This is a genomic window from Diaphorobacter sp. LR2014-1 (assembly GCF_002916785.1).
Lineage (GTDB): Bacteria > Pseudomonadota > Gammaproteobacteria > Burkholderiales > Burkholderiaceae_C > Diaphorobacter > Diaphorobacter nitroreducens.
Genome location: NZ_MTBE01000003.1, coordinates 25,443 through 45,985, shown reverse-complemented (window position 1 = coordinate 45,985; position 20,543 = coordinate 25,443). Strand labels below are relative to the sequence as shown.

The following is a 20,543-nucleotide window of genomic DNA, read 5'->3' as shown; positions in this document are numbered from 1 at the left end:
CATGGGGCGCAGGCTAAGATGCCCTTTTGGTTTTGGACGTCAACAAGAAAGGCTTTCATGAAAAAGACATCTCTCACGATGGCGCTGGCCGCCGCAACCCTGCTGCTCGCCGCCTGTGGCAAAAACGACGCTCCGGCGCCCGCGCCTGCTCCTGCACCCGCTGCGCAAGCACCGGCTCCCGCGCCTACCCCTGCTCCCGCGCCAGCCGCTCAAGCACCTGCCGCCGCCCCCGCGACGGCGGAGAACACCGTCGGTAAGAGCGTGTTCGGCAAAACCTGCGCGATGTGCCATGCGGCCGGCGTTGCAGGGGCTCCCAAGCCTGGCGATAAGGCCGATTGGGCGCCGCGTATTGCCCAGGGCAAGGACACGCTCTACAAGCACGCCATCGAAGGCTTCACCGGCAGCAAGGGCATGATGCCCGCGCGCGGCGGCGCGGCTTCGCTGAGCGATGACGAAGTAAAGGCCGCCGTGGATTTCATGGCTGACCAGTCGATGTAAGGACCGGAGGGGCTCGCGATGAACTCAGATCGGTGCATGCCGGCGGTAGGCAACCGGTGGACGCGGCGGCGCTTCGCCCTTGCGCTGCCGTTGCTGGGCGCGCTGGCGTACCTCCACCCGCGCCAGGCTTTGGCTGGCATGGTGGAGGGCGCGCAGCCCCTGGTGCGCGCGAGCCGTACCCTCATGGGCACACGCGTGGACATCGCGGCTGCCGTCGGCAACGGCCGCGATGCCGGCGCTGTGCAGCAGGCGATGCTGCACGCGTTCGCGGAAATGGAGCGCCTGGAGGCGCTCATGAGCCGTTACCGGGAGGGCAGTGACGTGGCGCGGCTCGGCGCGGCCGCCGGCCGGCATGCCGTGCACGTGGCCCCGGAAGTGATGCAGGTGTTGCGCACGGCACGTCGCCTGCACCAAGAAAGTGCTGGCGCCTTCGATCCCACCGTCGGTGCACTGCGGGGCTGGCATTTTGAGCCGGGCCACGAAGCCGCGCCGGCACCTGAGGAGATTGCTCTGGCGCTGCGTTTGGTGAACGCGCGCCACCTCGTGCTGGACGAGCGCGCAGGGACGGCCTACCTTGCGCGGTCGGGCATGGGGTTGGATCTGGGCGGCGTGGCGAAGTTACCCATTCTGCAAGCGGGCTTGCAAGTGCTGGAGCGCGCCGGCGTCACGGATGCTCTGGTCAACGGCGGTGGCGATGTCCTGGTCATGGGCCGGCAGCACGACCGTCCCTGGCGTGTGGGCGTGCGCAATCCCTCCGCTCCGGCGCAGCTGCTGGGCGTACTGGAACTGCAAGGGCGCGGCGTGGTGGCATCGTCCGGCGACTACGAGCGGGGCTTCCTGCGTGCAGGACGCCGCCTGCACCATGTGCTCAACCCCCGCACGGGTTGGCCCACGGAAGGTGTGCCTGGCGTGGCGCTCATGGCCGAGCGGGTCGAAGACGTCAACGGCTGGGGCACGGCGCTGATGGTCCAAGGACCTGCGGCCGCACCTGCATGGCATGCGGGCCACGCACATGTCGAAGCCCTCGTGGCGAGCGCTGATGGCACGCGCTGGAGTTCCCCTGGAATGCTTGCCGCGCTGCGGCCAGTGCCTGCGCGCGCAGGATGAAAACGCTTTCTTCGCGGGCCGGCGGCGCCGCGAAGAAGGCTTTTGGCGATTTGCCGCTCAACTGACGGAACAGCAAGCGCTCCAAGCTATATTGTTGATAGCGTGCCTAGGCACCGGGCATTTGCGCCTGCGGGCATTCCACGTGGCAGCGCTCGCGGTCGGCCAGTGTCGTGCCGAAACGCACTGCGCTCAGGCAGCCGCCCCACACGCAACCGGTGTCCAGCCCGAGGACGTCCGCCCGATCCAGCCAGCCCAACGTGGACCAGTGGCCAAAGGCGATCAATGTGTTCAGCGTGCGACGCCCGGGTGCGTCAAACCACGGCACCAGCCCTGGAGGCGCCTCGGAGGCGCTTTCGGTACTCTCGAAATCCATACGGCCCTCGGGTGAGCAAAAGCGCATGCGCGTGAGCGCATTCACGATCACGCGCAGGCGGTCCGTTCCCAGAAGTTCCGGGCTCCACAGGTCGGGAGAATTCCCGTACATCTGCTGCAGAAAACCGGCGAACTCCCGGCTTTGCAGGACGGCTTCGACTTCGCCGGCATATGCCAACGTCTCCTCTGCCGTCCATTGTGGCAACACGCCGGCATGCACCATCAGCAGGTCGCCGCCGCCATGGTGCACACGCCGCGCCAGCGGCTGGTGCCTCAGCCATTCGAGCATCTCGTCCCGATCCGGCGCCAGCAGGATGTCCTGCAGCGTGTCGCGCCGCGACGGTCGGCGCGTGCCGTAGGCGGCAGCGAGCAGGTGCAAATCATGGTTGCCCAGTAGGGGCCGCACGCTGTCCCCGAGGGTGATGCAGCGGCGCAGCACTGCGGCGGAGTCCGGGCCGCGGTTCACCAGATCACCCAGCACGTACAACGTGTCCCGGCTGGGAGAGAAACCAATGGTGGCGAGCAGGCGTTCAAAGGCGTCGTCGCAACCCTGAATGTCGCCCACACAATATAGAGCCATATTCTTAGAACAGAGTCAGGAGAAGCGGCGATTGTGCTCGCCAACTGGGTGGAATCGGTGGTTATTTGAAGGGCTATGCGACGCTGGCAAAGTGCTGCGCAAACCAGAAACGTTGGTAACTAGTTGAATCAAATCACCATTTTGGTGCAAGCAATGATACGGGTGCATTGGTGTACCTGCGCGAGAAAAGGTTCCTTGAGTGTGTCCATGGGAGGTAGTGATCTGGGCTGGGGTTATTTGTTGCTTTTTTATGCGGCCAATTGCCATGAACTTGTAACGGGATTGGGTTTAGGACTTTATAATCCGCGTGCCCATTAATCCTTAACGCTCCATACCTCCATGACCGTCAGCTACAAAGAACTGTTGAAACAGCGTGAAGCCCTTGAGCAGCAAATCACCGAGGCGCGACGCCGTGAATTGACGGCTGCTATCTCGCAGGTGCGCGAACTGGTGGCGGAATATGGCCTGACGCAGCAGGATGTGTTCCCTGCAGGCCGCACGGGCCGCGTTTCTGCAACCAGTGGAACCAAGGTCGCGCCCAAATACCGCGACCCCGCCACGGGCCAGACCTGGACGGGCCGCGGCAAGGCGCCGAAATGGATTCAAAACGAAGACCGCGAGAAGTTCGCTATTTGAACACCACGTGGCGGCGCGGCTCGGCGCAATTCTCCGGGCCGACCTAACCGCTGTTTTGCGTGTGATTTGAAGAACCCGCTGGGGCGTGGCCTTGGCGGGTTTTGTCGCTTATGAGGGGTGCAGTATTCGTGGTGCGGTGCGCGGCAACGCGGCAATATGGTGGGCGCGTCAAAGGCCCCCGCTGATGTCGGACACTCGGCAAAGTGGCCCACGCACCGATTAACGGATACGGTGCAGGAGCGGTGTACCGGTGCTTTCTGGCCGCGCGGCGACCGCAGGACGCGTATTCATTTAAACCCGATTGCCCCAGCGTGGGGTCAAGGTATTTCGCGATGCGTTGGCTCTGCAGTGCGGCGCTGCCAAAATGGGCTCTGTCGTTACCCACAGGAGTTCTTGTATGGCAGCCTCCCGCAACCCCGGTCACGCTTTTGCTTCCACGCTCGCTACGTTTGCCACGGCAGCGGGAAAGAGCGGCAAGTTCTATTCGCTGCCTGCGCTGGCGCGCCAGTTTCCGGGAGTGAACCGGCTGCCGGTGTCCCTGCGCATCGTGCTGGAATCCGTACTGCGCAATTGCGATGGCCGCCGCATCACTGCAGAGCATGTGGAGCAGTTGGCTCGCTGGGCGCCCAATGCGCCGCGCAAGGACGAGATTCCGTTCGTGGTGTCGCGCGTCGTGCTGCAGGATTTCACGGGCGTGCCGCTGCTGGCCGATTTGGCCGCGATGCGCAGCGTGGCCCAGCGCCTGGGCCACAACCCCCGCAAGATCGAACCGCTGGTGCCTGTGGACCTGGTAGTGGACCACTCCATCATGGTGGACTACTACGGCACGAAGAAGGCCCTCGACCTGAACATGAAGCTGGAATTCCAGCGCAACCGCGAGCGCTATGAGTTCATGAAGTGGGGCATGCAGGCCTTCAGCACTTTTGGTGTGGTGCCTCCGGGCTTTGGCATCGTGCACCAGGTGAACCTGGAATACCTCGCACGCGGCGTGCACAAGGGCAACGACGGCGTGTACTACCCCGACACGCTGGTGGGCACCGACAGCCACACCACCATGATCAACGGCATTGGCGTCGTGGGCTGGGGCGTGGGCGGCATCGAGGCCGAGGCCGCCATGCTGGGCCAGCCGGTGTACTTCCTCACGCCCGACGTGGTGGGCTTCGAACTCTCGGGCCAGCTGCGCGAGGGGGTCACCGCCACCGACCTCGTGCTCACCGTGACCGAGATCCTGCGCCGCGAGAAGGTGGTGGGCAAGTTCGTGGAGTTCTTTGGAGAAGGCACGCGGACCCTGGCGCTGCCCGACCGCGCCACCATCGGCAACATGGCACCGGAATATGGGGCCACCATGGGTTTCTTCCCGGTGGACGAAAAGACCATCGACTACTTCCGCGGCACGGGGCGCACCAAGGCGGAGATCGATGCGTTCGAAGCGTACTTTCGCGCACAGGGCCTGTTCGGTGTGCCGCGCGCGGGGGAGATCGACTACTCGCAGGTGGTGCGTCTGGATCTGGGGGATGTCACCCCCAGCCTGGCCGGCCCCAAGCGCCCGCAGGACCGCATCGAACTGGGCAACGTGTGCCGCCAGTTCGCCGAGCTGTTCAGCAAACCGGTGGCCGAGTCGGGTTTCAACCAGCCCGCTGAGCTGCTGCACACGCGCCACCATATCCACCGGCGCATGGCGCCCGTGACCGAGGGGGCCCCCAGCGAAAAACCCGCACCCGAAGGGGCGCCGCGCTTCCTGGTCGAGATGGAGCAGAACAAGCCGCGCCTGGAGGTGCAGCACGAAGACGCGGCGATCCATTTGCCCGCCAAGGGGGCGGACCCGACCATCGGCAACGGCGACGTGCTGATCGCGGCGATCACCAGCTGCACCAACACCTCCAACCCCAGCGTACTGCTGGCTGCGGGCCTGCTGGCCAAGAAAGCGGTGGAGGCAGGGTTGCGGGTCGCGCCGCACATCAAGACCTCGCTGGCGCCGGGCTCGCGCATCGTGACCGAATACCTCACGCAGACCGGGCTGCTGCCCTATCTGGAAAAGCTGGGCTTTGCCCTGGCGGGATATGGCTGCACGACCTGCATCGGCAATGCGGGCGATTTGGCGCCCGAGCTCAACGAGGTCATCACCAGCAATGACCTGGTGTGTGCCGCGGTGTTGTCGGGCAACCGCAATTTCGAGGCGCGCATCCACCCCAACCTCAAAGCCAACTTCCTGGCCAGCCCGCCGCTGGTGGTGGCCTATGCGATCGCGGGCACGGTGCTCAAGGACCTCATGACCGAACCGGTCGGCAAGGGCAAGGGCGGGCGCGACGTGTACTTGGGCGACATCTGGCCCAGCAGCGACGAGATCCATGCGCTCATGAAGTACGCCATGAACGGCAAGGCCTTCAAGGAGAACTACGCCAAGGTCAAGACCGACCCCGGAGCCCTGTGGAACAAGATCCGCGGGGTGGACGGAGACGTCTATGTGTGGCCCGGCAGCACCTATATCGCGGAGCCGCCATTCTTTACGGATTTTGCTCTCGATTCAGTAGCTGCCAGCGTTGGTAAACAAGGCGCTGCAGGCCAAAAATCCTCAGAATCCGTGATGGGTGCCCGCATCATGGCGCTGTTCGGCGACTCCATCACCACGGACCACATCTCTCCCGCAGGCTCCATCAAGGAAACCTCTCCCGCCGGCCAGTGGCTGCTGCAGCACGGGGTGGCCAAGCCCGACTTCAACAGCTACGGCGCGCGCCGCGGCAACCACGACGTGATGATGCGTGGCACCTTTGCCAACGTGCGCATCAAGAACCTCATGATCCCGCCGCTGGCCGACGGCTCGCGCGAGGAGGGGGGCGTCACCCTCTTTCAGGGCGAGGGACCGATGCAGGGCCAGAAGATGTTCATCTTCGACGCCGCGATGCACTACATCGCCAACAAGACGCCCACGGTGATCTTCGCGGGGGAGGAATACGGCACCGGCTCCAGCCGGGACTGGGCGGCCAAGGGCACCCAGTTGCTGGGCATCAAGGCGGTGGTGGCGCGCAGCTTCGAGCGCATCCACCGCTCCAACCTCGTGGGCATGGGCGTGCTGCCGCTGCAGCTGCGCGACAACGACTCGTGGCAGAGCCTGGGCCTGCAAGGCGACGAGGTGATCGACGTGATTCCAGACCCCGCGCTCACACCGCAAAGCGAGGCGCGCCTGGTCATCCGCCGTGCGGATGGTTCCTGCCAGGAAGTGGCCGTCACCCTGCGCATCGATACACCCATCGAGGTGGACTATTACCGTGCGGGCGGCATCCTGCCGTATGTACTGCGGCAGTTGCTGAGCGCGTGATCCCATCTCTTAGGACGCGGTGCTGCGGCCCCAGGCGGTGCGATCTGGTCTGCGCGCCGTGGGATTGCGCCATGCCTGGTGCACCGCTGATAGCAGGGTGGCTGCCGGTGGGCGGACAATCGGTCCATGCAGAAACAAGTCTTGATCGCAGGCGGTGGCATCGGAGGATTGGCTGCCGCCCTGGGTAGCTCGCGTGCCGGGTGGGAAGTGCGCCTCTTCGAGCGTGCCGCGGAGTTCACCGAGGTGGGCGCCGGCGTGCAGATCGGCCCGAACGTGGTGCGCCGGCTGCAGGCCTGGGGCCTGCAGAGCGCGCTGCAGGCCGTGGCCGCCTTCCCCGAGCGTCTGCAGGTGCGCAGTGCGCTCACCGGCGCTGAGTTGGCGGCGCTGCGCCTGGGCAACACCGCCATCGAGCGCTACGGCGCCGCCTACGCCACCATCCACCGTGCGGACCTGCACGGCCTGCTGCTCGATGCATTGCGCGAGCGCACTGGTGTGCACCTGAACCTGGGCCATTCCATCGTGCACCATGCGCAAGACGGTGGCGTGGTCACCGTGCGCGTAACGCGCCACGGCCCGGGAAGCGACAGCGAGGGCGGTGCGCAAGATCTGCTGATCGAAGGCGATGCGCTCATCGGCGCCGACGGCCTGCGCAGCGGCACGCGCATGCGTTTGCTGGGTGAGACGCCCACGCGAGTCTCCGGCCACCTGGCCTACCGCGCCGTGGTGCGCCAGGACGCGCTGCCCCAGGCGCTGCGCAGCCAGCAGGTGACCGCCTGGCTGGGGCCGCGCCTGCACGTGGTGCAATACCCGCTGCGCCGTGGCGAATTGCTGAACGTGGTGGCCATCCGCCACGGGCAGCCGCCGGCCGACCTCGATTCCTGGGACCATGGCGCCAACGCGGCCGATCTGGAGGCCGCGCTGGCCCGCACCTGCACGCCGCTGCAGGACTTGATTCGCGCCGTGCCCCAGGCGGGCAGTGGCTGGCGCCTGTGGCCGCTGCTGGACCGCCCGCCCGTCGCCGGCCCGCAAGAGATGGCGCAGGGCTTGGTGGCGTTGCTGGGCGACGCGGCGCACCCCATGCGGCCCTACCTGGCGCAAGGCGCCGGCATGGCCATCGAGGACGCGGCCGAGCTGCAGCGCGCCCTGGCCATGCACGACCTGGAAGTACCGCTGCGCCTGCGCCGTTACGCGCTCAACCGCTGGCAGCGCAACGCGCGCGTGCAGGAGCGCTCGCGGCGCAACGGGCGCATCTTCCATGCCACGGGCCTCGTGCGCTGGGGGCGCGACACGGCGTTGCGGCTGCTGGGAGAGCGGCTGCTGGACGTGCCCTGGCTCTACCGGGGCGACGGCTCCAGCGCCAGCTCGCTGTGAACGTGCGCTGGGGCAGTTGGCATGTGACGCTATTTAATTGATAGCTGTTTGCGCTTATCCTGTAAGCGATAACGGCAGATTTGACTGCTATCTTTCACCCTGCGGCGGATGCGGCAGCAGCCGAAACGCCAGCGCCGCCAACGCGAGCAGCCCGGCGATGCAGGCCATCACCGCCACGTAGGGATCGGCCCCCCCGCGCTTGGCAAGGGACGCCACCAGCCCCGTGAGCCACTGCATGGCCGCCACACCCAGGAACATGGCCATGGTGAACACCGCCATGGCCCGCCCGGTGAGCGCCGCCGGGTAGGCCGCGCGCACGTCCGCGTACTGCAGCACGATGAAGCCCGACAGCAGCCCCACGGCCAGCATGCAGGCCACGTCCAGCAGGGCGGAGTGCGGCAGTACCATGGCCGCGAACAGGACCGCCATGGCCAGGGTGCAGGCCACGATCCAGCGGCGGCGCCGGGCGGGGCCGGGGTCGATGCGGCCGAACAGCATCGGCCCGCACAGCGCCACCACCGACAGGGCCAGCGCCACGTTGCCGCTTTGCACCAGCGAGAAACCGTGGCGCTCGATCAGCATGGGCCCCAGCCACAGGCCACGCAGGGAGATGAGCGCCGCATAGGTCACCGCGCCCAGCACCACGATGCCCCAGGTGTGCGGCACGGTGAACAGCGCGGCGAAGCGCAGCACCGCCTCGCGCACGGACTCGCGCGGGGCCTCCTGCTGCGCCGGCGCGGCGACGGGCTCATGCACGCTGCGCCAGATCCACAGCCAAGCCGCCAGCGCCAGCGCCGCCAGCACCACGAAGCCCGTGCGCCAGGACCACTGCTGCACCAGCCAGGCCAGCGGCGTGCCGGTGAACAGCATGCCCAGCGTACCCAGCGCCATCGCCATGCCCGACATCGCCGCGAAGCGCTGCGGCGCGAAATGCCGTGCAATGAACACCGTGCACACCAGGAAGGCCGGCGCGCAGCCCACGCCGATCAGCGCCTGGCCCAGCAGCAGCGCGCCGTAACCGGGCGCCAGCGCCGACAGCAGCGCCCCCGCGATACACAGCGGAAACGCCGCCAGGATCGTGCGGCGCACGCCATACAGGTCGATGCCGATGCCCATGAAGAGCTGCATGGCGCCAAAGGCGAAATGAAAGGTGCCCGCGAACACCCCCAGCGCTTGCGGCGACAGCCCGAAGTCCGCCTGCAGCGGCGCGGCCATGATGGCGGCCACGGTGCGAAAGGCCGAGCTCAATGCGAAGCCCGAGGTCAGCGCCACCAGCATCAGCAGGGCGGCGCGCGGCGCCATGGCGATGGGGGCGGGTGGAAGCGGCGCGGCGGAGGGGGCGTTGGGCATGGGGCCCGAGGCTACACCGGACGCGGCGCGCGTGCAGGCGCGTGCGCACCGGCCCGCGCTTACATGGCCTTGAACAGCGGCGCATACAGTCGGCTCACCGCCAGCCGCTCAGGCCGGCCCCGCAACTGCAGATGCATCCGGCCCGCTTCGTCGCGCACGGCACTGGCGATGGCGGCGGCACGCACCAGCGTGCCCCGGTGCACCTGCCAGAAGTCGGCCGGATCGAGCTGCCCGGCCAGTTCCTTGAGTGGCGTGCGGATCAGGTATTCACGCTCGGCGGTGAGCACACGCACGTACTTGTCGGCCGCCTCGAAGTACACGACCTCCTGCACAGGCACGAGGTGGATCTGCGTGCCGCTGCTGGCCTGGATCATGCGCAGCGGCGCGCCGCCGCCCGCTGGAGCCTGCGTCGATCCGCCCAGCCCTGGAGCCTGCGCCAAAGCGCGCAACTGGGTCAGCGCTTGCTCCAGCGCCGGCAGCGCGCCAGGGGCGCCGCGCTGTGCCAGCAGTTGCTGCAGCCGCTGCACCGTCTGGCACAGCCGCGCGGGCTGCACGGGTTTGAGCAGGTAGTCCACCGCCTGGGCTTCAAAGGCCTGTACGGCGTATTGGTCGTAGGCGGTGACGAAGACCAGCGCGGGAAAGGCTGCGGTATCGGGCCAGGCATCGGCCAGCTCTGCCGCCGCCTCCAGGCCGCTCTGGCCGGGCATGCGGATGTCCAGCAGCAGCACGTCGGGGCGCAGCGGCCAGCAGCGGCTCATCCTCGGCAATCAGGGCTCGGGGGAATGTCGAGTGCATGGTGCTTCAAGGGAAAAGTGATGATGCAGGCCGTGCCCTGGGCGCTAGCAGCTATCAATTCGAGAGTGCCAGCGTCGCCGTACAGGGTGGCGAGGCGCTCGCGCACCTGCTGCAGGCCAAAGCGCGCGGTGGTCGTGCCCGCGGTGCCCGCGGGCGGTGTGTCGCGCAGGCCCGCGCCCGTGTCACGCACGGCCAGCTGCACGCGCGCCGCCGGGGTGCCGCCCTGCAGCAGCGCGGCCTGTACGTGGATGTGGCCACCCTGCACCTGTGGCTCCAGGCCGTGGCGGATGGCGTTCTCCACCAGCGGCTGCAGCAGCAGGGGCGGGACGGGCACGTTGTGCAAAGCCTCGGGCAGTTCCAGGGTGTAGTCCAGGCGCGGGCCCATGCGCACGGCCATGAGGGCCAGGTAGTCCTGCAGCCGCGCGAACTCGTCGGCCAATGGGTGCAGCGCGGCGCGCGATGCGCCCAGGGTGGCGCGCAGGTAGGCGATGAAGTGGTCCAGCATCTCCTGGGCGCGCGGCGGATCCGTGGCCACCAGCACGCGCAGGTTGGCCAGGGTGTTGAACATCATGTGCGGCTCCAGCTGCGTTTCCAGCAGCTTCAGGCGTGCCTCGGCCGCGTCACGCTGCACCTGGGCCACGCGCGCCTGTAGAAAGCGCGCCTTGCCCCGGCTGTGGAAGAAAAACGAGATGGATGCGCTGGCCGCGATGGTGACGACCAGGGTGGACATGGCCTCGTGCCCGCGCAGCCAGGCCAGGTCGCCCAGTGCGCCGCCGTTGTACAGGTGTCCCACCACCGAGCCGGAGACAAAGCCCATGGCCGTGCCCGCAAAGATGAGTACCGCTCCCCATGGCCGCCGCGGCCACGGAATGGCGCTGTGGCGTGTGAGCGCCATGCGCCCCAGGTCCACCGTGAACCAGCTCACCAGGCCGATGGTGAGCGAATACACCAGGTTCGCATCCCAGGGCGTGGATCTCGCCAGCGTGACGCCCAGCGCCACCAGGCAGCAGAACGCCGCCGTGGTCAGCAGCCGGCAGAGGAAGGCGATGGGGTGGTTGACGCTCATGGAACAGGCGGGGTACGGGCCATTGTGCTGCAGGGCCGGCCCGTCATTGCGGTGCCGAGTCGTTGTGGCCGCTGCGCTCGCGTGCCAGCGCCGCCCGCTCGCGTGCGACAAGCGCTTCGCGCCAGTGGGCTCCGGGCAGGGCCAGCCACACGACCGCCCCATGCAGCAGCAGGCCCAGGCCCCAACCGAGAGCGGGGTAGGGTGTCCAAGTCCGCCCCTGCATCAGCGCCAGGCCCGCCAGCGCCAGCTGAACGGTGAGGTAGACGCCCGCGTGCAACAGCCAGCCCAGCTTGGCGCCCGCGCGCCGCCGGGCCAGGCGGTCGAGGGTATCCGGGCGGTTCGGGGAATGAAGAGAGTGATGCATGGCGCGTCTCCAGACGGGGTACTGCACCCCGTTGCCGTACTGTGCAAGGAGAGGGGGCCCACCAAACAGTGCATTGCGACGAACGGCAGCCGCGTGGCGCGGGCGGTTGCCTGGCGGGCGCGAGCGGAGCCGTTCTGGCGTATGGCCCGGCAGGACACAGGGCGTGACACCCGTGTCACGCCGCACGGGGCTGATAATCCGCGCTTTGCTTTTTCGCTGTCAGGACGCTTGCGTGGACACTCTCTTGCTGCTCAAGGCCGCCATCATGGGCGTGGTCGAAGGGCTGACCGAATTCCTCCCCATCTCTTCCACCGGCCACCTGATCCTGGCCGGGTCGCTGCTCGGGTTTGACGATGCCAAGGCCAAGGTCTTCGACATCGCCATCCAGACCGGCGCCATTTTCGCGGTCATTCTGGTCTATTGGCAGCGCATCCGCGCGACGCTGGTGGCGCTGCCCACCGAGCGGCAGGCGCGTCGTTTCGCCTTGAACGTGCTGATCGGCTTCCTCCCGGCCGTGCTGCTGGGCCTGTTGCTGGGCAAGGCCATCAAGGCGCATCTGTTCACGCCGGTGGTGGTGGCCAGCACCTTCATCCTGGGCGGCTTCGTCATCCTCTGGGCCGAGCGGCGCCAGCAGGCCGCCGTGCGCATCCATTCCGTGGACGACATGACGCCGCTGGACGCGCTGAAGGTCGGCCTGGTGCAGTGCCTGGCCATGGTGCCCGGCACCAGCCGCAGCGGTGCCACCATCATCGGCGGCATGCTGCTGGGGCTGTCGCGCAAGGCGGCCACCGACTATTCGTTCTTTCTCGCCATCCCCACGCTGATCGGCGCAGGCGTCTACAGCCTCTACAAGGAGCGCGCGCTGCTGTCGGCGGCCGACATTCCGCTGTTTGCCGTGGGACTGGTGTTTTCGTTCATCAGCGCCTGGCTGTGCGTGCGCTGGCTGCTGCGCTACATCAGCTCGCACAGCTTCGTGCCGTTCGCCTGGTATCGCATCGCGTTTGGCCTGTTGGTGCTGGCCACGGCATGGAGCGGCCTGGTGACCTGGGCCGAATAGCCGCGTCAGGACGACGCCAGCGCCAGGTCCCCCTTGTTGCGGCGCACGCAGAACTTGCCCTGCTGCTTGCCGCTGTACATGGCGGCGTCCGCCAGGCGGATGAGGGTGCCGGCGTCGCAGGCGTCGTCGGGCGCGAGTGCGTAGCCGATCGTCAACCCCACGCGGATCTCGACGCCCTGCACGTAAAACGGCGTCAGGAAGGATTCCAGCAGTGCGATCCCGAGATCGTGCGCCTGCATCACGCTGGGCAGCTGCTGCGCCATGACGACGAATTCGTCCCCGCCCAGCCGTGCGATCAGGTCGGCGTGGCGCAAATGGGCGCGCAGCCGCTGCGCCACGGCCACCAGCAGCCGGTCGCCCACGGCGTGCCCATGCTGATCGTTGACGGGTTTGAAGCCGTCCAGGTCCAGCATAAACACGGCCAGCAGCCGGTCGGCTTGTGCTTGGGGCAGCGCGGCGCCCAGGGCTGCGTCCAGGCCGCGCCGGTTGGGCAGGCCGGTGAGGGGGTCGGTGCGGGCCAGCGACATGAGCGCGTCGCGCTCCCGGCTGGCGTCCTGCACTGCGTCACGCAGGCGTGCGTGGCGCAGGCCCAGCATGCGCATGAACAGCAGCATGTTGACCACGGCTGCAATCTGGAAGAGGTGCATGGGCCAGAATCGGGCGGGGAGCTCCCCATGCACCAGCAGAGCGAGCGCGACGGCGGTGCCGATATAGACCAGCCATGCGAGCAGCAGCGTGTGCCCCACGGGGTCGTTCTCGTGCATGCGCCGCGCGGCCACGGGCAGGCTGACCAACGCCGGCAGCGGCCCCAGAAGTGCCAGCGTGGCGAGGGTCGCGGGCGTGTTCAAAACGTTTGACAGGAACGCGGCGCAGAGCAGGACGGACAGCGCGGCTCCTCCCTGCATGGTGCGCAGAAATCGACCGGGCCGGTTGTCGCGCGCCAGCGAGTGTCCCATGAACAAGAAGGCGCCGATCACCGCGATGCAGACGAACAGCGGGCCGGCGTGCTGCTGCATCCAGGGGTGGTGCCCCCAGATGAACAGGGTGCCGATGCCAAAGAAGTGGATGGAAAACCCCGCGCTGCCCAGCACCAGCAGCGCGTAGTAGGCGAACACCTTTTCCCGTAGCGCAACGGCCTGCAGCAGACCGTAGATGAACAGGCACAGCGCCAGGCCCACGAACAGGCCCTGCAGCATCTGCTCGCGCAGCATGGGCGCAGCCATGTCTCGCCAGGTGCCGATGCGCAGCGGGACAATCATTCCGCCCATTGTGCGCACGCGCACCAGCAGCTCGTAAGTGCGTTCGTGCTCCAGCGCCAGAACCACCGCGGGGGTGCGCCAATCCAGCGCGTGGGGGCTGGGCTGCTGCAGGTTGCCCAGGGCGTGATGCTGCAGCACCTCGCCGTCCGCCACCAGATAGACGTCGAGTTCGTTCAGCAGCGGGAAGTCCACATTGATGACCCAGGGCCCTGCGCGCGCCTGGGGGACCAGTGTCGCCTTCAGCCACACGGCATCCGGGCGCACGCCCAGTGAACCGCCGCGCGTCACAGGTGCCACGAACGCCGTGGGCGTGGCCAGTATCTCCTGCACCGTGCGTGCCAGCGTGGGGTCAGAGCGCGTGCACAGGTGGGCCCACAGATCCACGGGGCCCCTGCCTGGCTCCAGCACTGTGGCTCTGCAGGCCTGCGCCGGGCCGGGGCGCAGCGCGCCGAGCAGGCACAGCATTCCGCCCAGCACCGCGCGCAGCCGCGCGCCGCCAGGCAAGATTCCGCACCAGAGCAACAGCAGGAGCCGCATCGCACCCTCCGCAGGAGGTTCAAATGTATCACCGCGTATCGACTGCGGTGTGAGCGGATAGAGGGCGAGTCGCCGCGGGCTGCCGCGGGCTGTTGCGGACTGCCCGTGTCAGGAATCCGCGATGTGGGCCAGGTTCAGCAGCGCGGCTTCGATCGCCGCGGCCGTGGCGCGGGGCTGCTCCATGGGAAAGAGGTGACTGCCGTCCAGCATCGTCACGCGGCCCTGGGTGATGCGCTGGGTCATCGCCATGCCGACCTGGCGCATCTCGGCGGAATCGCGCCCGCCGATGAAGGCGGCCGGGCAGCGCAGCGGATGCGCGTGCAGCAGCCGGGCCAGGTTGTGGGGCAGGGTGTTGTAGATCTGGGTTTCCACCGCGCGGTCAAAGGCCAGCACGCGCTTGCCGTCCTGGTCCTGCAGGCCGTGTGTCACGTAGTCTCGCAGCACGCGCGGGTCCCAGTGGGCGAAGGCCTTCTTGCGGCGAAAGTGCTCCAGCGCCTCCTCGTTGCTGGACCAGCTGTTGCGCCGCGCGCGGCTCACGCGCCCGGGCGAGACGGCGCCCACCACCTGCGTCTGCTTGGCGACCCCCAGGGCACTGGCGCGCCAGCCGCCGATGAGGGGCGAGTCGATCAGCACCACGCCCCGTGCCAGCTCGGGGTGGCGCGCGGCGGCCATCACGCTCAGGAAGCCCCCGAGCGAATGGCCCACCAGGAAGGCCTGTTCGCCGCTGCGCTGCTGCTGCTCGGCGGCAAAATCCGCCAGGTGCTGCACCAGGTGGGGCCAGTTGTTGCTGACGGGGTATTTCTCGTCGTGGCCATAGCGTTCGATGGCGCTGACGCGAAAGCCGCGCTCGCGCAGGTCATCGAACAGCACGCGGTAGGTGCCGGCGGGAAAGCTGTTGGCGTGGGAGAAGACGATGCAGGCCATGGAACGGTTCACACGAGCTTGTCGCGCGGTGTGGTGATCTTCTTGATGGGCCGGCTGCGCAGGGGCTCCACGCGGATGGGCACTTCGGTGACGCCGCCGTTCCATGCCGGGTCCTCGATGCTGTCGAACACCTGGCGCAGCTTCTCGCCCCAGCTGTCGTGCAGCATGCGGAAGTAGGGGTTGTGCTCGTCGATGCACACGATCTTGTCGGTGGCGAGGCGCCCCTCCTCGTATACCACGAGGTCCAGCGGCAGGCCGACCGAGAGGTTGGACTTGAGCGTGCTGTCCATGGACACCAGCGCGCACTTGGCCGCCTCGCTCAGCGGCGTGTGGGGCGTGATCACGCGGTCCAGCACGGGCTTGCCGTACTTGGACTCGCCCACCTGGAAGTACGGCGTCTCGGCCGTGGCCTCGATGAAGTTGCCTGCCGAATACACCTGGAACAGGCGCATGCCCTCGCCCTTGATTTGGCCGCCCAGCAGCAGCGAGACGTTGAAGTCCACCCCCGCGCGCTGCAGTGCGGCGCCGTCGCGCTCGTACACGCGGCGCACCGCCGAGCCCAGCACGCGCGCCACGTCGAACATGCTGGTGGCGTTCCACAGCGTGATGGGCGTGCTGTCGCCGGGCTCCTGGATCTGCTCGACCTGCAGGATTTCGCGCACCGACTGCGAGATGCTCAGGTTGCCGGCCGACAGCAGCACCATGAAGCGGTCACCAGCCTGCTCGTAGACCATCATCTTGCGAAAGGAACTGATCTGGTCCAGCCCGGCGTTGGTGCGCGAGTCGGACAGGAACACCAGGCCGGCGTTGAGCTTGATGGCGACGCAGTACGTCATGGGATGGGCAGTGAAGGCGAAGAGGGCGAGTGTAGGGCGCTTTGCCGGGCGGCCGTGTCGCGGCTGCGGCGCTGCGGCGGGCGCAGGGCGGGCATGCTCATGAGGTTGTATTTGCTACCATAAACATAGCAGCTAGCGCTTTACTGGTAAGCGCTAGAGCCTTATTTTATTCAAAACCGGGCGTGCTCAGCCGCTTGAGCTGGTAGAGCGCGTCCAGCGCCTCGCGGGGCGACAGCTGGTCCGGGTGGATCTGCGCCAGGGCGGATTCCACGGGGCTCACGGTCGCCACCTCGGGCGCGGGCGACGGAGCGAACAGGTCCACCTGCAGCTCATCCTCGCCCGCGCGTTCTTCCAGCGCGGCGAGCGTGTGGCGCGCGTGGTGCAGCACGGCGGCGGGCACCCCCGCCAGCTTCGCCACCTGGATGCCGTAGCTGCGGCTGGCGGGGCCGGGCTGGATCTCGTGCAGGAAGACGATGTCGTGGCCGGACTCGGTGGCGCCCACGTGCACGTTCACCGCGTGCGGGTGGCGCGCCGCCAGTTCGGTCAGCTCGAAGTAATGCGTGGCGAACAGCGTGAACGCGCGGGTCTTGTCATGCAGATGGGTGGCGATGCCGCTGGCCAGCGCCAACCCGTCGAAGGTGCTGGTGCCGCGGCCGATCTCGTCCATCAGCACCAGGCTGTGCGGCGTGGCGGCGTGCAGGATCTGCGCCGCCTCGGTCATCTCCAGCATGAAGGTGGACTGGGCATTGGCCAGATCGTCGGCCGCGCCGATGCGGGTGTGGATCGCGTCGATGGGGCCCAGCCGGCAGGCCGCGGCCGGCACGTGGCTGCCCATGCTCGCCAGCAGCACGATCAGGGCGACCTGCCGCATGTAGGTGGACTTACCGCCCATGTTGGGGCCGGTGATGATCTGCATGCGCGCGTTGGCGTGCAGGCGCGTGTGGTTGGGGATGAAGGCGCCGCTCGATGTTTCGGCCAGCCGGGCCTCCACCACGGGGTGGCGGCCCGCCTCGATGTCGATGCAGGGCTCGTTGACGAATTGCGGTGCGCACCAGTTGAGCGTGAGCGAGCGCTCGGCCAGCGTGCACAGCACGTCCAGCGTGGCCAGCGCCTGCGCCAGCCGCGTGAGCTGGGGCACATGCGGCTGCAGCTGGTCCAGCACCTGCTCGTACAGCCACTTCTCGCGTGCGAGGCCGCGTTCCTGGGCCGACAAGGCCTTGTCCTCGAAGGTCTTTAGCTCGGGGGTGATGAAGCGTTCCGCGTTCTTCAGTGTCTGGCGGCGGCGGTAGTCTTCGGGCACCTTGTCCGCGTGGCTGCTGGTGACCTCGATGTAGAAGCCATGCACCTTGTTGAACTGCACGCGCAGGTTGGGGATGCCGGTGCGTGCCTTCTCGCGCGTCTCCAGATCGAGCAGGAAGTCGTCGCAGTTGTTCTGGATGCCGCGCAGCTCGTCCAGCTCGGCATCAAAGCCCGGCGCGATCACGCCGCCGTCGCGCACCAGGGCGGCGGGCTCCTCCAGGATGGCGGCACGCAGCAGTGCCGTGCAGTCGACGGGGGGCTGCAGGTGGCTGAAGATTTGGGCCAAAAACGGCTCTGGCGCTTGACTGTTAAGCGCGAGCAGCTCTGCTTTTTGTAGCGTTTTGCACAGCGCCACCAGCTCGCGCGGGCGCACCTGGCGCAGCGCGATGCGCGCGGTGATGCGCTCCACGTCGCTCACGCCGCGCAGTTCGCTGCGCAGGAGCTGCCACGGGCCCTGGCCGCTGCCGGCGCCGCGCAGCGCGGCCGTGGCCGCCAGGCGCTGGCGCGCGTCGCTGCGGTCGCGGCGCGGCTCCAGCAGCCAGGTCTTGAGCAGGCGGCTGCCCATGCCGGTCATGCAGGTGTCCAGCAGCGAGAACAGCGTGGGCGCGTCCTCGCCGCGCAGGGTCTTCACCAGTTCCAGGTTGCGCCGCGTGGCCAGGGGCAGGTGGATCAGTTCGTCGCTTTGCTGTACGCGCACGCCGTGCACATGGGTGAGTGCGCGGCCTTGCGTGTGCTCGGCGTACTGCAGCAGCGCGGCGGCGGCGGCGTGGGCGTGGGGCAGGCCCTCGGCATTCCAGGCCTGCAGGCTGGCCGCGCCGAGGTGTTCCAGCAGCTTGCGCTCGCCCAGGGCACCATCGAACTGCCAGTCGGGCCGCAGGCTCATGGGGCAGGTGAACACGCCGCCCTGGCGCAACTGGGTCAGTTGTTCTTCAAAGCGCTGGGTGATGCCCGCGCTGTAGATCACCTCGCTGGGGGCAATGCGTGCGAGCCAGGTGCCCACGTCGGCCTGTGCACATTCGGCCAGCTGCACCACACCCTGGGTGACGGAGAGCCACGCCAGGCCGCAGCGCGCACGCGCGCCCTGGTGCACGGCCAGCAGCATGGACTCGCTCTTGTCGGACAACAGTTCGCTATCGGTGAGCGTGCCGGGGGTGACCACGCGCACCACCTTGCGCTCCACGGGGCCCTTGGCGGCGCCCACTTCGCCCACCTGCTCGGCAATGGCGACCGACTCGCCCATCTTGATGAGGCGGCCCAGGTAGTTCTCCAGCGCATGAAAGGGCACGCCCGCCATGGTCACCGGCTGGCCGGCCGACTGGCCGCGTTGGGTGAGTGTGATGTCCAGCAGGCGCGCGGCCTTCTCGGCATCGGCGTAGAAAAGCTCGTAGAAGTCGCCCATGCGGTACAGCAGCAGCGTGTCGGGGTGCTGGGCCTTCAGGGCCAGGTACTGCGCCATCATGGGGGTGTGGTTCGAGAAGTCGGCCTCGTCGGGGCGCGGGGTGGGCGCGGGTTTCCCGGTCATCTGCGTGCGTGTTCCTTGGGTGCGGACGAAAGTGGCAAGGCGCGCGACGCGCCAGGATTGGTGCGGGCCCTAGGCCGGCTGCGGGCCGGGGCGGCCGTCTTCCACCACGAATCGGGCCAGAGTGTACGCGGCGCTGCCGGCATCCAGCGGGTCGCGCAGGGCGCGCAGCGTGGTGGTCCAGCGCGTGGGCGTGATGTCGCACAGGCCGTAGCCGCGCTCCTCACAGCGGGCCAGCAGTACATGGGGGTTGTGGCGCGCGATGGCATCCACCTTCTCCTGCGTGGTGCCGGCGCGCGAGGAGATCGACGTGCCGCAGAACTCGCTGGCCAGGATGCGCGGCGCACCGTGGGCATGCGGCCCGTGTGGCGCCATCACGTTGCAAACATAGTTCTGGTGGATGTCGCCGCCCAGCAGCACCGTGTTGCGGGGCGGGTGCTGCGCCAGCGCCTGCAGCAGGCGGTTGCGCGCGGCGGGGTAGCCGTCCCAGCTGTCGGTGGACTGCAGGCCCGAGGGATAGCGGCGTGGCGAGAACAGGGTCTGCTGCGCCACTACGCTCCAGCGCGTAGCTTGGTTGCGCGCATCGGCTGCCAAGCCCGCGTGCAGCCACTGCTCCTGTTCCCAGCCGAGGAAGCTGCGGTGGCTGTCCAGGATTTCGGGGCAGGCGTCGGGCCGCACCGCGCCGGTCGCACCCTTGCCCGGCGTGCGGCAGGCCTGCAGGTCGCGGTACTGGCGTGTGTCCAGCATGTGCAGCCGCGCCAGGCGCCCCCAGAGCAGGCGGCGGTGGATCTGCAATTGATGGAAGCCGGAGCCGGCCAGCGTGGATGCGCGCATCGGCATGTGTTCATAGAAGGCCTGCCACGCGGCGCTGCGCAGCGGCAGCCATTCGGCGCGCTCGCCTCGGCCCTGGCCAGCGGCGTAATCGTTCTGTACCTCGTGGTCGTCCCAGGTCACCGCCCACGGGGCGCAGGCGTGCGCGGCCTGCAAGGCGGGGTCGCTCTTGTGCAGGGCGTAGCGGTCGCGGTAGTCCTGCAGGTTGCGAGGCAGGCGCAGCGGGTGCACGCGGGCCAAGCCCGTGGCGTCCTGTGGGCTGGGATATTCGTAGATGTAGTCGCCCAGGAACAGCACCAAGTCGGGCTGGTCCGCGCAGGCATGCCGCCAGGCGGCGTAGTGGCCGTGCTCCCACCGCTGGCAGGAGGCGAACACCAGTCGCAGGCGCCCGGGCAGCGCATCCGGCGCGGGTGCGGTGCGGGTGCGGCCGACGGGGCTGGTGGCGTCACCCAGCATGAAGCGGTAGTGGTACCAGCGGTCGGGGCGCAGGCCGGCCACCTCCACATGCACGCTGTGGCCCAGTTCAGGCAGCGCCATCGCCGTGCCGCGCTGCACGATGTGGCGAAACTGCGCGTCGTCGGCCAGTTCCCAGCGCACGGTCAGTGGGCCGGCCCAGGGTGCGTGGGCGCCGGCCAGGTCCGCGGGCGGAAGCACGCGGGTCCAGAGGACCACGCCGTCGTGCGCTGGGTCGCCGCTGGCCACACCCAGACCAAAGGGGTCGTGCCGCACGGCGGCCTGGGCCCAGGCCCAGCGGGGCAGTTGCGTGGCCATGCCGGCCCAGGCGGCCTGACGCAGCAGTGTGCGGCGGGAGATGTCAAGCGAAGGC

The 20,543-nt window shown here is 68.2% G+C and carries 15 protein-coding genes and 1 pseudogene; 6 read left to right on the top strand and 10 right to left on the bottom strand.

The genetic code is table 11. From position 1 onward, the window contains the following. Positions 1–57: 57 nt before the first annotated feature. Together BV908_RS03545 and BV908_RS03540 are read left to right on the top strand one after the other, a co-directional pair. Positions 58–498 (top strand): c-type cytochrome, encoded by a 441-nt coding sequence (locus BV908_RS03545; RefSeq protein ID WP_210433989.1) that lies wholly within the window; start codon positions 58–60, stop codon positions 496–498. Positions 499–516: 18 nt separating this feature from the next. Then, complete coding sequence (locus BV908_RS03540) at positions 517–1,605, top strand: FAD:protein FMN transferase (RefSeq protein ID WP_103737244.1); 1,089 nt, start codon at positions 517–519, stop codon at positions 1,603–1,605. A 106-nt stretch (positions 1,606–1,711) separates the two neighbouring features. On the opposite strand, the gene BV908_RS03535 is transcribed toward BV908_RS03540, so the two are convergent. Then, positions 1,712–2,557, bottom strand: a complete 846-nt coding sequence (locus tag BV908_RS03535) for a symmetrical bis(5'-nucleosyl)-tetraphosphatase (protein WP_103737243.1) — start codon at positions 2,555–2,557, stop codon at positions 1,712–1,714. A 339-nt stretch (positions 2,558–2,896) separates the two neighbouring features. Here BV908_RS03535 and BV908_RS03530 point away from each other — a divergent pair, with 339 nt between their 5' ends. The 3 genes from BV908_RS03530 (at position 2,897) to BV908_RS03520 (ending at position 7,880) form a co-directional block, all read left to right on the top strand. Next, the gene (locus tag BV908_RS03530; RefSeq protein WP_011804577.1) at positions 2,897–3,193 is read left to right on the top strand and encodes an H-NS histone family protein; all 297 of its coding nucleotides are present in this window, start codon (positions 2,897–2,899) and stop codon (positions 3,191–3,193) included. A 397-nt stretch (positions 3,194–3,590) separates the two neighbouring features. Next, complete coding sequence (locus BV908_RS03525) at positions 3,591–6,509, top strand: aconitate hydratase (RefSeq protein WP_103737242.1); 2,919 nt, start codon at positions 3,591–3,593, stop codon at positions 6,507–6,509. A gap of 126 nt (positions 6,510–6,635) precedes the next feature. Then, entirely contained in the window at positions 6,636–7,880 is a 1,245-nt protein-coding gene (locus tag BV908_RS03520; protein ID WP_103737241.1) for an FAD-dependent monooxygenase, read from the top strand. A gap of 87 nt (positions 7,881–7,967) precedes the next feature. Here BV908_RS03520 and BV908_RS03515 read toward each other — a convergent pair whose 3' ends face one another. The 4 genes and pseudogenes from BV908_RS03515 to BV908_RS03500 all read right to left on the bottom strand — a co-directional run bounded on the left by BV908_RS03515 (position 7,968) and on the right by BV908_RS03500 (position 11,455). After that, entirely contained in the window at positions 7,968–9,230 is a 1,263-nt protein-coding gene (locus BV908_RS03515) for an MFS transporter (RefSeq protein ID WP_103737240.1), read from the bottom strand. Between the two features lie 59 nt (positions 9,231–9,289). Continuing rightward, positions 9,290–10,025: pseudogene (locus tag BV908_RS03510) on the bottom strand (LytTR family DNA-binding domain-containing protein). Next, complete coding sequence (locus BV908_RS03505; RefSeq protein WP_103737239.1) at positions 9,985–11,091, bottom strand: histidine kinase; 1,107 nt, start codon at positions 11,089–11,091, stop codon at positions 9,985–9,987. Before BV908_RS03505 ends, BV908_RS03510 begins: the two are co-directional and overlap by 41 nt. A gap of 43 nt (positions 11,092–11,134) precedes the next feature. Continuing rightward, complete coding sequence (locus tag BV908_RS03500) at positions 11,135–11,455, bottom strand: 2TM domain-containing protein (protein ID WP_103737238.1); 321 nt, start codon at positions 11,453–11,455, stop codon at positions 11,135–11,137. Positions 11,456–11,687: 232 nt separating this feature from the next. On the opposite strand from BV908_RS03500, the gene BV908_RS03495 reads away from it, so the two are divergent. Beyond that, a complete protein-coding gene (locus BV908_RS03495) occupies positions 11,688–12,512 on the top strand; it encodes an undecaprenyl-diphosphate phosphatase (protein WP_103737237.1) in 825 nt (274 codons plus the stop codon). Between the two features lie 5 nt (positions 12,513–12,517). On the opposite strand, the gene BV908_RS03490 is transcribed toward BV908_RS03495, so the two are convergent. From BV908_RS03490 to BV908_RS03470, 5 genes are all read right to left on the bottom strand, one after another. After that, entirely contained in the window at positions 12,518–14,308 is a 1,791-nt protein-coding gene (locus BV908_RS03490; protein WP_103737236.1) for a diguanylate cyclase, read from the bottom strand. A gap of 108 nt (positions 14,309–14,416) precedes the next feature. Then, positions 14,417–15,232 carry an alpha/beta hydrolase gene (locus BV908_RS03485; protein ID WP_011804587.1) on the bottom strand — a complete coding sequence of 272 codons (816 nt, stop codon included), beginning with the start codon at positions 15,230–15,232 and terminating at the stop codon, positions 14,417–14,419. 8 nt (positions 15,233–15,240) lie between these two features. Further along, positions 15,241–16,068: a proteasome-type protease gene (locus tag BV908_RS03480; protein WP_047350825.1), complete on the bottom strand. Its 828-nt coding sequence runs from the start codon at positions 16,066–16,068 to the stop codon at positions 15,241–15,243. A 166-nt stretch (positions 16,069–16,234) separates the two neighbouring features. Continuing rightward, positions 16,235–18,889, bottom strand: coding sequence for a DNA mismatch repair protein MutS (gene mutS, locus BV908_RS03475; protein WP_103737235.1), 2,655 nt, complete (start codon positions 18,887–18,889; stop codon positions 16,235–16,237). 69 nt (positions 18,890–18,958) lie between these two features. Beyond that, a complete protein-coding gene (locus BV908_RS03470; RefSeq protein ID WP_246867441.1) occupies positions 18,959–20,488 on the bottom strand; it encodes an alkaline phosphatase D family protein in 1,530 nt (509 codons plus the stop codon). Positions 20,489–20,543 lie beyond the last annotated feature (55 nt).

What these genes read in the sequence shown, in the direction of transcription:
- BV908_RS03530 (WP_011804577.1), top strand. Translation starts at nt 2,897, where the DNA reads ATGACCGTCAGCTACAAAGAACTGTTGAAACAGCGTGAAGCCCTTGAG.
- BV908_RS03490 (WP_103737236.1), bottom strand. Translation starts at nt 14,308, where the DNA reads ATGCGGCTCCTGCTGTTGCTCTGGTGCGGAATCTTGCCTGGCGGCGCG.
- BV908_RS03470 (WP_246867441.1), bottom strand. Translation starts at nt 20,488, where the DNA reads ATGGCCACGCAACTGCCCCGCTGGGCCTGGGCCCAGGCCGCCGTGCGG.
- BV908_RS03540 (WP_103737244.1), top strand. Translation starts at nt 517, where the DNA reads ATGAACTCAGATCGGTGCATGCCGGCGGTAGGCAACCGGTGGACGCGG.
- BV908_RS03545 (WP_210433989.1), top strand. Translation starts at nt 58, where the DNA reads ATGAAAAAGACATCTCTCACGATGGCGCTGGCCGCCGCAACCCTGCTG.
- BV908_RS03500 (WP_103737238.1), bottom strand. Translation starts at nt 11,455, where the DNA reads ATGCATCACTCTCTTCATTCCCCGAACCGCCCGGATACCCTCGACCGC.
- BV908_RS03535 (WP_103737243.1), bottom strand. Translation starts at nt 2,557, where the DNA reads ATGGCTCTATATTGTGTGGGCGACATTCAGGGTTGCGACGACGCCTTT.
- BV908_RS03525 (WP_103737242.1), top strand. Translation starts at nt 3,591, where the DNA reads ATGGCAGCCTCCCGCAACCCCGGTCACGCTTTTGCTTCCACGCTCGCT.
- BV908_RS03520 (WP_103737241.1), top strand. Translation starts at nt 6,636, where the DNA reads ATGCAGAAACAAGTCTTGATCGCAGGCGGTGGCATCGGAGGATTGGCT.
- BV908_RS03515 (WP_103737240.1), bottom strand. Translation starts at nt 9,230, where the DNA reads ATGCCCAACGCCCCCTCCGCCGCGCCGCTTCCACCCGCCCCCATCGCC.
- BV908_RS03485 (WP_011804587.1), bottom strand. Translation starts at nt 15,232, where the DNA reads ATGGCCTGCATCGTCTTCTCCCACGCCAACAGCTTTCCCGCCGGCACC.
- BV908_RS03480 (WP_047350825.1), bottom strand. Translation starts at nt 16,068, where the DNA reads ATGACGTACTGCGTCGCCATCAAGCTCAACGCCGGCCTGGTGTTCCTG.
- mutS (WP_103737235.1), bottom strand. Translation starts at nt 18,889, where the DNA reads ATGACCGGGAAACCCGCGCCCACCCCGCGCCCCGACGAGGCCGACTTC.
- BV908_RS03505 (WP_103737239.1), bottom strand. Translation starts at nt 11,091, where the DNA reads ATGAGCGTCAACCACCCCATCGCCTTCCTCTGCCGGCTGCTGACCACG.